The organism is Parapedobacter sp. (genome assembly GCF_035556095.1).
Lineage (GTDB): Bacteria > Bacteroidota > Bacteroidia > Sphingobacteriales > Sphingobacteriaceae > Parapedobacter.
Genome location: NZ_DATMFT010000032.1, coordinates 286,352 through 300,326, shown reverse-complemented (window position 1 = coordinate 300,326; position 13,975 = coordinate 286,352). Strand labels below are relative to the sequence as shown.

Genomic DNA, 13,975 nt, shown 5'->3' with positions numbered 1-13,975 from the left:
AGTAATTATTTCAAGAAATATTAGTTTTTTTTTAATTTTTTATCATTTTCATTATTAATTACCTATTAAAAGGTGTTTTTATTGATAAAATAATAATCATACGTCGATATGGTTGCGCGGATTGCAATGATTGAGGATCTGGAGAGAAAAATCGACGCTTTGCAGAAGGGGATAGACGGATGGTGCGTAGCAATCGATAAATTGTTTTCTCAGACAATTTATCTAAGTTTGCCGTATGGATACCTTTCAAATCACAGGGGGATACATTCAGTTGATTCAATTGCTTAAGGCGCTCAACTGGGTGGAGCACGGTGGCGAGGCTCAGGCGGTCGTGTCAGCCGGGCTGGTTCGATGGAACGGCAACGTGGACTATCGGAAGCGTCTGAAACTCAAACCGGGTGATATCGTGGAATTTAACGGAAAGCAAGTACATCTTATTGAAAAATCATGAAAGCCGTATTTTTTATCGCATTCGGTATCATTTTTTATGGATGCCAGGGGAATGGTAATCATGCCAATAAGCCTTATATTTTGGTGATCCCTGTCGAGGCATACGTGGCTAAAGGAGCTGACGCGGTGGTGGAGAAAATCGAGTCGGATACTGTTGAGGTGCCGACGGCACTCGCTGCCTATTCCAAGGGCATCCAAAAATATGCAGCCGTATTGATGCATGTGGCACAGTTTCCTGACTCGATAAAAGAGGTCAAGGGTTTACGTATCCTAGATGACAAAGGTACGGATATTGGCCCCACCATTCCGCAAAACCAGCGGGATAGTATTATTATGCATTTTATCCAATTTGCGCGGCGTTCGGATATTCCTTACTACGATCGGGTGAAGGACTTTGAGTTGAAACTGATGAAAGTAAGATAAAACACGATAAATGAGTAAAAATAGCATAGCAAGTACTGGTTACGAGGTTTTTTTTGACAACACCTTAATCACATTGGATAACTTCCTTCAAACACGTAACTACTCGAAAATACTTATACTTACCGATAGGAACACCAGCATACATTGCTTGCCGGTGCTGCAGGAAGCTGTGCCACGGCTACAGGGATGTGACCTCATCGAGGTAGACCCGGGTGAGGAGAATAAGAACATCGATTTCTGTGTCGGGATTTGGAAGATGATGCTCGATTTTGGGGCTGATAGGCAAAGTCTGTTGATTAATCTAGGAGGTGGTGTTGTAACAGACATGGGCGGCTTCGCGGCCTCCACGTTCAAACGTGGAATAGACTTCGTGCAAGTTCCTACCACACTATTGTCTCAGGTGGACGCCTCTGTCGGTGGCAAGACGGGTATCGATATGGGCCATGTGAAAAACATTATCGGTACGTTTGCGCAACCCGAAGCCGTGTTTATCGCGACGGATTTCTTGGAAACCTTGGATAATCGGCAATTGGTTTCGGGCTTTGCCGAGGTGATTAAACACGGGTTGATTGCCGATCGGACCTTTTATGAAGTAGTGAAAGAAAGGGATGCAACAACGATTAATCTGGATGATATCAAACATTCGGTGGCCATCAAAAATAACGTAGTAACCCAAGATCCCCACGAAAGAGGATTGCGCAAAATATTGAATTTCGGACATACCATCGGCCATGCCATTGAAGGCTATTCATTGGCCCATGACGGTGACCCGCTGCTGCACGGTGAAGCGATTGCTGTGGGCATGATCTGCGAGGCGTATCTTGCTCGACGCCTGAATAGCCTAGGGGATGAGGCTCTGGCGGACATTATCCATACATTTCGTCAACATTTTCCCGATTATCGATTCGGAAAGGAAATTTATGGGCAGTTGATCGCTTTGATGAAAAACGACAAGAAAAATGCCGGTGACCGCATTGGCTTTGCGCTACTCAATGCCATCGGCGCATGCGATGTCGATGTATTCGTCGATGAGGAAACGATCAAGGAAAGCCTTGATTTTTACAGGGGGCTGATCGGTTAACTGTTGAGCGGACCATCCATTATGGCTGGTTTGTTTCTTTTAAAAATTCCGTTATCAACTTGGCTGTGCGTTCGGAAGCGCCCGGATCGCCCATTTTCGCGATCAATAAATCATAGTTTTCCAAGATATTATCCCGGTATTCCTTATTATTGATCAGCAGGTCCAATTCGTCGGCTATATGGTCTGTGTTGCAATCCTTTTGGATAAGCTCGCGTACGGCCAGCATATCTGTGATCAGGTTGACGAGCGAAATGAACCGTACCTTAATGACCATCCTAGCAATTAAAATGGAGACTGGATTGGCTTTGTATACCACTACTTGGGGAACCCGTAGCAGGGCGGTTTCCAATGTGGCGGTGCCGCTGGTAACCACCGCAGCTTCGGCATGCTTCAGTAAATCGTAAGTGGCATCAAACACGACGGGCAGTGCCAATCCCGCCATGTATTGCTCGTAAAACTGCCGGTCGAAGTTAGGTGCCCCTGCAACTACGCAGTGGTGGCCGGGGAATAAGCGCGATACATTGGCCATGATCGGCAATATACGGCGGATTTCCATTGCGCGGCTGCCCGGCAGCAGTGCGATGATGGGCTTGTCCGTGAGCCGGTGCGTTTCCGCAAAGCGGGTATCGACGGTGTGATTCGCTATGGCATCAAGGAGTGGATTTCCCACGTAGTCTACTTCCATGTTCCATTTCCGGTAAAAATCCACCTCGAATGGAAGGATACAGAACAATTTATCGACAACGCGCTTAATCTTCAATACCCGCTTTTGATTCCATGCCCACACTTTCGGTGAGATATAATAGCATACGCGTATGCCCGCTTTTTTGGCAAATTCGGCAATTTTGAGATTGAAGCCTGGAAAGTCGATAAGCACGAGTGCGTCCGGTTCATGGGCGATAATATCTGCCTTCACAGTACGCAGGTTTCGGGCGATTGCCCGGATGTTGGCAAGTACTTCGACGAAACCCATGAATGCCATCTGGGAGGTGTGAATAACCGGATTTTCAGCCGATGCCTGCTGCATGCGGTCCCCGCCAACGATGCGGAATTGGGCATCAGCGTCGACGTCTTTCAAAGCGTTGATTAAGTTGGCGCCGTGTAGGTCGCCCGATGTCTCTCCGGCTATGATGTAATACTTCATTTTTTATATACCCAACTCAATCTGGAACGTCCCGCCCCAATGGTTACCGTCATGGGCCGTTTGGTAAATGCCATCCTTGATTTGGTAGTTGGCGTTGAGTTGCAGCTTTACGCGGTGGGCACGGAAATATTTAGTCAATCCCAATTCCACCACCTCTGTTTGTGCTTCGAATGCGCGGATATCATCGTGGGGTTTGATCCACGTATACCGGCTAGCAACCTCATACCCTGCGTCTCGGTTAATGAGGTAGGAGAGTTGTTGGTTTACGCCTTGTCCCTTGAATGCGTAAATTGTTTCCCCATCGCGATCAATGGTAATAGGGTCATCGACTGCGCGTTTCATGTATTCCACCTGGTAAGCCCAACCGCGGTATTTGAAGATGGCGTCGTAAAAGGAGGTCTTTAATGTAAGCGGTGCACCCAGGTATCCGCCGGTTTGGCCATGTACCCGCGTGGTCCGGTCGTTGAAGCTGTAGCCTCCACCGATAGAAAGCTTTGGTGTTTCCTCGTATTCGAGGTCGCCTTCGTAATAATCACCACCATTTGTAAATTCGCCTAAAGGCAAAAATTCGGCCCTGCCGGTGTATGCCAAGCCATCGTCAGTCGTATTGGCTACCCGTCCCTCGCCGGTGGTTACGGCGCCCTTAAAATGGAATGGAACTGAACCGATCGTAGGCGAGTAGTATGCTTTTATGCCAAAATCGCGGTCTACATTGAAGGTCGCGTTGACCAAAGAACGCTCGGCGAATTGTAATTCGCCCGAAGAGTTGACCCGCTGTCTGTTGCCCGGGAGCTTGTTAAGGCCAAAGGCCATATAAAAATTGTCGGTAAAATTGTAGAAGACAACGGCGTCGCGCACGAGGTTGGGTACATCGGTGTCGTCATAATCTTGGTCGCCGCGGGTAAAACCCAATTGAATGCTGTATGAAAATTTGGGATTATAAATGTAACCATCCATCCGGAGGCGCAAACGCCTAATCCGCGCTTCTAAACTTTCCACGCCGAGGTCATCACCACCAACAGCCGTGTATTTCAAACGGCTTTGCATCCGGAAACGAAAATTGATATAGAATGTCGAGTCGTCGCCGGTATATTGGATACCTTTGAAATTCTCAATTGTCGGCCGCTCGTCATGCTCACGTTGGGCGAGTGCTTCGAAAGTCGCAATCAATAGCACGGACGTAGTAAGGAGGGAAAGGAATGTCTTATTCATCTGTCGATCGGTATTTACATAAAATGTTATTAGGGAGGCGACCGTTATCGCGGCTCCTGTTGGCTGAGGCAGTGCCAGCTGCCAAGGCCCCAAATGATATCGGTACTATCGATGCCTACGACTTTGTGATGTGGAAAACACGTCTCCAAAACATCCAACGCCCGTTGATCATTTTTGTCATCACGGTAAGTCGGTACCACTACGGCTGCATTGGCGATGTAGAAATTGGCATACGATGCCGGTAGCCGTTGGCCGTCGTAAAAAACTGGAGCCGGCATTGGCAGCTCCAAAATATTGAGTGGCTTGCCATTTTCCAATCGCATTCTTTTCAGCATCCGCAGGTTTTCCTGTAGAATGCCATAATTTTCGTCCGTACGGTTCTCTTCGATTACCGTAACTACCGTATCGGTACTCACAAATCGTGTAATGTCGTCGATATGGCCGTCCGTATCGTCCCCAACAATGCCATCACCCAGCCACAGCACTTGCGAAATACCGTAATATTCCTGAAGATACGTTTCTATTTGATCTTGCGTAAGGTGCGGGTTGCGGTTTTTATTCAGCAGGCATGCCTTCGTAGTAAGTACCGCCCCTTGTCCATTGAAATCAACCGCTCCACCCTCCATCACGATACCCGGATGGAAGACAGGTAGATCCAACGCCTTGCCTACTAGTGTCGGGATCACGTCATCTTGTTCGTAAGGCGGGTATTTATTACCCCAGGCATTATAACCCCAATCCACGATGGCCTTTTCAATGTTGGTATCGCGATTTATTAAAAAAGCTGGCCCATGGTCACGGCACCACGCATCATCCGTTGGGTGGTGGAAAAAGCGGATGTTTTCCAAGTTTACGCCGGCCTTTTCCAAATGGGCGCTGGCAACGGTTTCCATCGCCCCGTCTGCAACATTGATGCAGACCTGTTCGCCGAGGGATACTTCACGGATGAATGCGCAGTAAGGTGCATATATCATTTCCAGTTTACCCGGCCAGCTGGCTTCTTTATGGGGCCAGCTCAACCATGTGGCGCGATGGGGGTACCACTCTGCGGGGAAATGATATCCTAGCTTTTTGGGTGTAGCAGTCATTTTATACAAAAGAACGACGGGTTTTTGGAAAAAAGTTGGAATATCGTTTTCGAGTTACTCGTCAATAAACCGTTTAGTAATTGGCTGATAGCTGTCAATCCTTCGGTCGCGTAAAAAAGGCCAGTGTTTACGGAAGTAGTCCGATTGTGACAGGTCAACCTCTGTGACCTGCGTTTCCTCAACATCATGGGATGCCAAATACAACAGCTTTCCCTGTGCATTGGTCACAAAGCTTCCTCCCCAGAACTTCATGGCGCCGTTTTGTTCAAAACCGACACGGTTGACACTCACTACCGGTAGTCCGTTGGCCACTGAGTGGCTCCGCTGGATCGTTTGCCATGCATTGTATTGATCCTTGTTGGTTTCCGTGTCTTGGTCGGTGGCCCAGCCGATCGCTGTGGGGAAGAACAGGATTTCAGCCCCCGTCAACGCCGTTATACGGGCCGCTTCGGGATACCATTGATCCCAGCAGATGAGTACACCTATGGTTGCATATCGGGTTTTGAAGACCTTGTAGCCAAGATCTCCCGGCGTGAAATAGAACTTCTCGTAAAAGCCCGGGTCATCCGGAATGTGCATCTTACGGTATTTACCCAAGTAGGAACCGTCAGCATCAATAACGGCTGTTGTATTGTGGTAGAGACCTTCGGCCCGTTTTTCAAAAAGGGATGCTACAATAACAACGCCCAACTCGGCTGCTGCAACTTGCAATGCCTCAGTAGACGGGCCCGGAATCGCTTCAGCTAATTCAAAATTGTCGTAACTTTCTACATCGCAGAAGTAAAGCGATGTAAATAGCTCCTGGAGGCAGATTATCTGGGCTCCCTTGGCTGCGGCTATCCGAATCTGATCGATTGCTTTGTTAAGATTTGTAGCCTTATCAGCCACACAACTCATCTGTACAGTCCCGATTTTTACGTTGGTCATCATGCATTCCTTTATCGGTACAAAGGTACGACTAATTACAACAGTAAAAAAGGTTGCGTAGCAGACTAGTACGCCAACTCGTAGGCCGCAACTTCATTTTTTAAGAACGTCGGCACGATGACCAGTTTCTGATCCGGTACGAAACCGATATCGGCGGTATTGGATTCGTCGGCTTGGGTATCGAGCAGTACCGTTGTTTCGTTGCCGCGGATAAAGAAGATTTCGCCATGCCATCTACTAGCTACGAAGGTACTATCATTGATGATAACAAGCCCATCGCCGCCGGTTACGTCTGTATTGATGACTTCTTGTGTGTATTCGCCATCTTTACTGAATTTCTTTAAGCCTTCACCGTCCAGTGCAAAGAGATGACCGTCGTGGCATTCCAACCCATTCACGCCAGCATTTTCCGATATAATCGTGTAACTACCATCGGCAGCCAAGGCATAAATGTTACCTGCACGAGTGTCTGAGAAGTACACCTGTTGACCATCCGTGGCCACGTCATTCAAAAAGACGGCTCCTTCGACAGCTATTGTTTTTTCAATGGTTGCCGAGGCTACGTCGATGATTTTCACTTCGTCAATGTCGGTTACGTACAATTTGCCGTCAAGAAGTGCCATCCCTTTCGGTGCATGGAGGTTGCCTTCCACCCACTTAAGGTCGCGGATGGTACCGTCTGTGTTCATAACGGATATAAATCCATCATTGTCTTTATCACCAGCGTTGGTATTGCCGCTGGAGACGTATATGACGTCAGCCGATGGGTCATATAAGGTAGATTCCGAACCAGTGAATACCGTGTCGGTTTTCCATACTTGCGTCAGCTGCGGGGTTACCATGGTTGTTTCCGCGGTGTCACCTTTTTGGCTTCCTCCACAACCCCATAGCACTAAGGCTGCACCCGTTGCAATAAGAAGTGAATTGTTCATCGTATTAAAGATTTATTTGTCAATTAACTAGCTATCGGTTTCCAAATCATCACATCGTCTACAATTCCTTCCTCAGGCGCGCTACCGGTATCCCCATAGCTTCCCGGTATTTGGCAACCGTTCGGCGGGCGATGGTATACCCCTTTTCTTTCAGTATTTCGGTAAGCTTCTCGTCAGCAAGCGGCTTCCGTTTGTTTTCCGTAGAGATACATTCTTCCAGTATCTTTTTTACTTCTTTATTGGATACTTCCTCTCCGCTATCCGTTTGGATGGCCTCCGAAAAGAATGACTTCAGCAAGAACGTGCCAAACTCCGTCTGTACGTATTTGGAGTTAGCCACCCTGGAGACCGTGGAGATATCCATGTCGATACGGTCTGCAATATCCTTAAGAATCATCGGTTTAAGCTTTCGCTCATCGGCGGTAAGGAAATAGTCGTATTGGTAGTTCATAATCGCGTTCATCGTTTTGAGCAGGGTCTGTTGCCGTTGCTTTATGGCATCGATGAACCACTTGGCGGAATCGAGTTTTTGTTTGACAAACTGAACGGCTTCTTTCATTTTTTTATCTTTCTGAGCCGCTTTGTCATAGTGGTCAAACATTTCCTGATACGAACGACTTACACGGAGTTCGGGCGCATTTCGGGCGTTGAGGGTGAGGTGAAGCACACCATCGTTGTTTGTAATGTGGAAATCGGGAATGATATGAAGTTGCTTGCCGGCCACTGCTCCCGAATCTCCCGGTTTCGGATTGAGCTTGAGGATTTCGTTGACAATTTCCTTCAGTTCGTCCGAATCGATGTTAAGCGCCCGCTCAAGCTTATCGTAATGTTTCTTGGTAAATTCATCGAGGTGGTCTTCAACCACGGTAACCGCCTTTTTAATAACCGGATTTTCCTGATCCTTTTTTCGAAGCTGAATGAGCAGGCACTCCTGTAAATCGCGGGCACCAATCCCCGCCGGATCGAACCCTTGGATGATTTTGAGTATGTCTGCCACTTCCTCCTCTTCGGCAATAACGTTCTGAGCAAATGCCAAGTCATCTATCAAGGAGGATATGGGCCGTCGTAAATAACCGTCATCATCCAAACTGCCGATGATTTGCTGTCCAATAAGAAAATCCTTATCAGACAACGCCAACAGGTCGAGTTGTTGTTGCAAGTTCTCGAAAAAAGAGTTTTGGATGGCTATAGGTATTTCTTTACGGTCATCTTCGTCGTCACCACCATTGCTTTGGCTTGATCCGTAGTCGTTTATGTCGTCTGCTTGCAGGTAATCATCTACATTGAATTCATCCAGCTCGCCCGATTGCTCGTCTTCATTGAAGTTATCATCATCCGGATCTTTGTCCGGATATTCTTCAACGGGCTCGTTCATATTGGCTAGGCTGATGTCTTCCAATGCCGGGTTTTCTTCCAGCTCTTCCTTAATGCGCGTATCCAACGATACGGTGGGCACCTGCAGCAGTTTGATAAATTGGATTTGCTGCGGTGAAAGTTTCTGTAGTAGCTTTTGTTGTAAAGTCTGTTTTAGCATAACTTAAATACTTCACAAACATACAGAAAATACAGGAAACCTGCATGCGATGCCATTAATGAAAAAACATAGCCCGTGGTTATTCAACCACGGGCCATACCATCTGGATTTATAGCTTGCCTTAAAGTTGTTTAACCAACTTGTCGGCCAATACCGATTTGGGTACTGCACCGATTTGCTTATCCACAATCTGGCCGTCTTTAAAGAACAACAGCGCAGGAATATTGCGGATACCATACTTCACCGAGATATCGGGGTTATAGTCGACATTTACCTTGCCTACCACGGCTTTGCCATCGTATTCTTTAGCCAACTCCTCTACAATGGGGCCTACCATGCGACAGGGGCCGCACCACTCCGCCCAAAAATCCACCAATACAGGCTTGTCTGATTGAAGTACAACTTCATCGAAGTTGCTGTCTGTGATTTCTAATGCCATGATGTTTAATCGTTATATTTGTTTTTTTGTTGTTCGTTTTTCTTTTTTGCCGTCGGCTATTCCCTGCTTAAAGACATGCAGCAATACCGTCGGCGGTTTCCAGCTACTAACCGCTTCTATTCAACAAATATAGCGATCAAAATCGTTACCAAGTTATAAACCACGACAATCTGACATTAATTTAACTTGTAATGAACACCGTTTATTTTGGTAATAGTTTCAATGAAGTCATTGCTAAGGTTGATTTTCAGTCCTTTAGAGGGCATTTCAATACTGATTTCCGATTCCATGTCTCGGATGGCAAACCGCAATTGACAGGTTTTACTCTCATGTTGTTCGATGTTGGTATGAACAAGCTGTTGTATGCGCTCGACGAAACCATCGTTCAGCTCATGGAGCGGTACCTGTATGGTCAAACTTTTAGCAAGCTTATCGCGCAAATCGGACAACAATTGCATGCTTTTTATCTCAAAACCCCAATTGCCGGCTTGACGGTATCGCTCCGCAACCATACCCCGTAGCTGTACGAAATAACCTTCGTTGAGGTAACCTTTCATTTTTACGTATTCTTCACCGAACAGCGCGATTTCATAGGAGTCGGAGTAGTCTTCCACCACCATGACGCCAAATGGTTTTCCATTTTTGGTAATCCGGTGATTAGCCGCAGTGATCATACCGCCTATCGTGAGTTCACGGTTCTTGATCTTGTTGAATTCCTCGCGAACTTCTTCTGCCACCTCGGCCTGCTTTATTTTGTCGATCAGGGTGAGGAGCTTAACCGGATGTTGGCAGAAATGTGTGATTTCAAAGCGGTAGCTATCCAGTGGGTGGCTAGTTAGGTAGATTCCGATTACGTCTTTTTCGTATTTGAGCTTTTCAATCAGCCCCCATTCAGTGCAGTGAGGGAGTGTCGGTTCCGGTATCTCCACATTGCTGCCACCACCAAATAGGCTCACCTGTGCCGAGCTTTCACTTTCGCGGTACTTGGCACCATATTTCAACGACTTCTCAAGCACCGTACCCCCGTCGCTATCTGCGTGGAAATACTGTGCGCGGTGCGTATTCGCGAAACAATCAAATCCACCCGCGTAGGCCAGGCTTTCCAGCGCTTTCTTATTGGCTGCGCGTAGATCGATCCGGCGTGCTAAATCAAAGATGGACAAATAAGGTTTGTCGTTGCGGCTTTCCACGATGGTGTCTACCGCACCGGCACCCACCCCTTTTACTGCGCCCATGCCGAAGCGGATAGCTCCTTGGTTGTTTACCGTAAACTTGTAATACGATTCGTTGACATCTGGTCCTAACACCTGCAAGCCCATCCGCTTGCATTCTTCCATAAAAAACGTTACCTGTTTGATATCGTTCATGTTGTTTGAAAGTACCGCCGCCATGTATTCTGCCGGGTAATGCGCTTTCAGGTAGGCCGTCTGGTAGGCCACCCAGGCATAGCATGTGGAGTGTGATTTGTTGAACGCGTAACTGGCGAATGCTTCCCAGTCTTTCCATATTTTCTCCAACACCTTGGGTGGGTGCCCGTTGGTAGCCGCCTGGTCGATGAACTTGGTTTTCATTTTATCCAGTACATCGCGTTGTTTTTTCCCCATCGCTTTTCGAAGCACGTCCGCTTCGCCTTTCGTGAAGTTGGCTAACTTTTGCGAGAGGAGCATCACTTGTTCTTGGTATACCGATATACCATAGGTTTCCTTCAGGTATTCCTCACACGCTTCAAGATCGTAGGTAATGGGCTCTAGCCCATGTTTCCGCCGGATAAAACTGGGGATGTATTCCATAGGTCCCGGTCGGTACAACGCATTCATCGCAATGAGGTCACCGAATACGGTCGGTTTGAGTTCCTTCATGTATTTCTGCATGCCAGGCGACTCGTATTGGAAAATGCCGACCGTTTCACCGCGCTGGAAAAGCTCGTAGGTTTGCTGGTCGTCTATCGGGAATTCGTCTGGAAGAAGCTCAACACCGTGCCGGTGCTTGACGATTTTCACGGTGTCTTTAATGAGTGTAAGGGTCTTGAGTCCCAAAAAATCCATTTTGAGTAACCCCGCACTTTCCACCACGGCGTTGTCAAATTGGGTCACGTATAGCTGGGAATCCTTGGCTGTTGCCACCGGAACGAAGTTGGTGATGTCGTCAGGTGTGATAATTACCCCACATGCGTGGATGCCCGTATTCCGAAGTGAGCCTTCCAGTACCTTGGCTTGACGGATGGTCTCTGCTTCGAGCCCGTTCCCTTCAGCCATGGATACCAATTGCTGTACATTGTCCACTTCATCCCCGCGGAGCGCACTTTTGAGTGCTTTGGCATCCATGTTGAAGATTTTATTAAGCTTCAAGTTGGGGATGAGCTTCGCTATTTTATCGGCCTCAAACAAAGGGAGGTCCAGCACCCGCGCGGTGTCGCGGATTGACGACTTTGCCGCCATGGTGCCATAGGTGATGATCTGAGCTACCTGGTTTGCACCGTATTTACCGATTACGTAGTCCATCACACGCCCCCGGCCTTCGTCGTCGAAATCAATATCAATATCGGGCATGGATATACGGTCGGGGTTCAGAAACCGTTCGAAAAGGAGGTCGTAAGCGACCGGGTCGATATTGGTGATACCAAGGCAGTAGGCTACTGCAGATCCAGCCGCTGATCCCCGCCCTGGCCCCACAGACACACCCATTCGGCGAGCGGCGGCTATGAAGTCTTGTACAATCAAGAAATAACCAGGATATCCCGTACGTTCAATCGTAGCCAATTCAAAATCTAAGCGCTCGCGGATTTCTGGTATAATATCAGGATATCGCTTTTGTGCCCCCACGTATGTGAGGTGTCGCAAATATTTGTTTTCGCCACGCTTGCCGCCGTCTTCCTGATCTTCCGGCACCTGAAATTCATCCGGTATTTCAAACTTGGGAAGCAATACATCGCGGTATAACGAATAAGGTTCGACTTTGTCGACTATTTCCTGAATATTGAGGATAGCTTCCGGAAGATCCGCAAAAGCCATTTTCATTTCCTCGCCCGATTTGAAGTAATACTCGTCGTTGGGTAAGCCGAAGCGGAAACCGCGTCCACGGCCTTTCGGGGTCGTGAGTTTTTCGCCATCTTTCACGCACAGCAGAATGTCGTGTGCGTGGGCGTCCGCTTTATTGATATAATACGTGTTATTCGTCGCAATAATTTTCACACCGTGTTTTGCGGCTAGCGAAATGAGGCTTCCGTTTACCCGATCTTCGTCTTCCTGGCCATGCCGCATCACTTCGATATAGAAATCGGTACCGAACGTGTTTTTCCACCAAACCAAAGCCTCTTCAGCTTGGTGCTCTCCCATGTTGAGCAATTTGTTGGGAATTTCACCGTATAGGTTACCCGATAATACAATTAGGTCATCCTTGTATTCCTCCACGACAGCGCGGTCAATACGGGGTACATAGTAAAACCCCCGGGTATAGGCGATGGATGCCATTTTGGCTAAGTTGTGGTAGCCAGCTTTGTTTTTGGCAAGAAAAACAACCTGGTAGCCGTTGTCCTTTCGGGATTTGTCCGTATGGTCCTCGCAAACATAGAACTCACAACCAACGATCGGTTTGATTGTTGACTCGGCAGGTGCCTCGCCAGCCTCCTCGGCCGCTTTGTTTTTGGCCTCAGCGGCCTTATTGTGATTGAGGACGGCGCTTACAAACTGGAAAGCCCCCATCATGTTGCCATGGTCAGTAATCGCTACTGCCGGCATCTTGTGGGTGGCCGCAGCTTTGACTAGGCTGTTAACGGAAATCGTTGACTGCAATACGGAGAATTGGGTGTGGTTGTGCAAATGCACGAAGTCCACCGCAGCCATATCCCGCTTGTTTGCTTCCAGATCTTGCGTGGGAATGGCCGTTTGTTGTTGGCTTTGCAGGCGCTTCCGGATTTCGTCAGACGCCGCTTTGAGGTTGACATGCGAGAGTCCGATAGGGGGGATGGGCTGCGGATTCCGTTGGCGGAATTCGACAAAATAACCCGTGTCCACCTGCAATTCGGCGGCAGTAAACACCTCCCGTTTCACCAATTCGAGGAAACATCGGGTGGTAGCCTCCACGTCGGCCGTTGCATTATGGGCTTCGGCAAAAGGCACCCCGAAAAGGTATTGGTGTAACTCCGTGAGGTTGGGCAGTTTGAATTTGCCACCGCGGCCTCCGGGTATCCGGAGCAACTCGGCAGTTATTTCGGTACAGGTGTCGAGTACCGGCAGCTGGGCCATCGGCGAATCGATACCGGACCGATGAAATTCACAACCCATGATATTGATATCGAATCCAATGTTTTGGCCAACGACGAATTTGGCTTTGGCTAATGCCTCATTGAATTTCTGCAATACATTGGCCAAGGGTTCCCCCTGTTCGTCAGCGAGCTCTGTGCAGATACCGTGTATTCTTTCAGCGTCAAATGGAATATTGAATCCATCCGGTTTAACCAGGTAGTTTTGGTGCTCAACGAGTTCACCCATGGCATCGTGCAGTTGCCATGCAATCTGTATACAACGGGGCCAGTTGTCTGTGTCGGTTATCGGTGCGTCCCAACGCTTCGGGAGACCCGTCGTTTCGGTGTCAAAAATCAAGTACATCGCTTCCCTCAAAAAAAACCTGATCGGATAAAAAAAATACCCAAACAAACTTATGGTTTTTTGGTGGGAATGCCTAACGCCAGCCGAACCGTGGCTGGCGTTGGGATTGCAAATGACTGTGGGTGACCTGGGTTAGGT

The 13,975-nt window shown here is 48.0% G+C and carries 11 protein-coding genes; 3 read left to right on the top strand and 8 right to left on the bottom strand.

The window, feature by feature from the left end; all coding sequences use genetic code 11:
• Window positions 1-235 precede the first annotated feature (235 nt).
• The 3 genes from VNQ80_RS20735 to aroB are packed head-to-tail and all read left to right on the top strand — an operon-like array spanning window position 236 to window position 1,954.
• The gene (locus VNQ80_RS20735) at window positions 236-451 is read left to right on the top strand and encodes an RNA-binding S4 domain-containing protein (RefSeq protein WP_325642335.1); all 216 of its coding nucleotides are present in this window, start codon (window positions 236-238) and stop codon (window positions 449-451) included.
• Window positions 448-873 carry a hypothetical protein gene (locus tag VNQ80_RS20730; protein ID WP_325642333.1) on the top strand — a complete coding sequence of 142 codons (426 nt, stop codon included), beginning with the start codon at window positions 448-450 and terminating at the stop codon, window positions 871-873. Before VNQ80_RS20735 ends, VNQ80_RS20730 begins: the two co-directional genes overlap by 4 nt.
• Before the next feature lie 10 nt (window positions 874-883).
• Window positions 884-1,954, top strand: coding sequence for a 3-dehydroquinate synthase (aroB, locus tag VNQ80_RS20725; protein WP_325642331.1), 1,071 nt, complete (start codon window positions 884-886; stop codon window positions 1,952-1,954).
• 19 nt (window positions 1,955-1,973) lie between these two features.
• Here aroB and lpxB read toward each other — a convergent pair whose 3' ends face one another.
• The 8 genes from lpxB to dnaE all read right to left on the bottom strand — a co-directional run bounded on the left by lpxB (window position 1,974) and on the right by dnaE (window position 13,837).
• Window positions 1,974-3,098 (bottom strand): lipid-A-disaccharide synthase, encoded by a 1,125-nt coding sequence (gene lpxB / locus VNQ80_RS20720; protein WP_325642329.1) that lies wholly within the window; start codon window positions 3,096-3,098, stop codon window positions 1,974-1,976.
• Window positions 3,099-3,101: 3 nt separating this feature from the next.
• Window positions 3,102-4,310, bottom strand: a complete 1,209-nt coding sequence (locus tag VNQ80_RS20715; RefSeq protein ID WP_325642328.1) for a porin — start codon at window positions 4,308-4,310, stop codon at window positions 3,102-3,104.
• Between the two features lie 44 nt (window positions 4,311-4,354).
• Window positions 4,355-5,398: an agmatine deiminase family protein gene (locus VNQ80_RS20710; protein WP_325642326.1), complete on the bottom strand. Its 1,044-nt coding sequence runs from the start codon at window positions 5,396-5,398 to the stop codon at window positions 4,355-4,357.
• 54 nt (window positions 5,399-5,452) lie between these two features.
• Window positions 5,453-6,325: a carbon-nitrogen hydrolase gene (locus VNQ80_RS20705; RefSeq protein ID WP_325642403.1), complete on the bottom strand. Its 873-nt coding sequence runs from the start codon at window positions 6,323-6,325 to the stop codon at window positions 5,453-5,455.
• A 65-nt stretch (window positions 6,326-6,390) separates the two neighbouring features.
• The gene (locus VNQ80_RS20700; protein WP_325642324.1) at window positions 6,391-7,257 is read right to left on the bottom strand and encodes a hypothetical protein; all 867 of its coding nucleotides are present in this window, start codon (window positions 7,255-7,257) and stop codon (window positions 6,391-6,393) included.
• A 58-nt stretch (window positions 7,258-7,315) separates the two neighbouring features.
• Window positions 7,316-8,791: an RNA polymerase factor sigma-54 gene (rpoN, locus tag VNQ80_RS20695; protein ID WP_325642322.1), complete on the bottom strand. Its 1,476-nt coding sequence runs from the start codon at window positions 8,789-8,791 to the stop codon at window positions 7,316-7,318.
• Between the two features lie 121 nt (window positions 8,792-8,912).
• On the bottom strand, window positions 8,913-9,230 hold the full coding sequence (gene trxA, locus VNQ80_RS20690) for a thioredoxin (protein ID WP_325642320.1): 318 nt from the start codon (window positions 9,228-9,230) through the stop codon (window positions 8,913-8,915).
• A 176-nt stretch (window positions 9,231-9,406) separates the two neighbouring features.
• Window positions 9,407-13,837: a DNA polymerase III subunit alpha gene (dnaE, locus tag VNQ80_RS20685; protein WP_325642318.1), complete on the bottom strand. Its 4,431-nt coding sequence runs from the start codon at window positions 13,835-13,837 to the stop codon at window positions 9,407-9,409.
• Window positions 13,838-13,975: the final 138 nt, after the last annotated feature.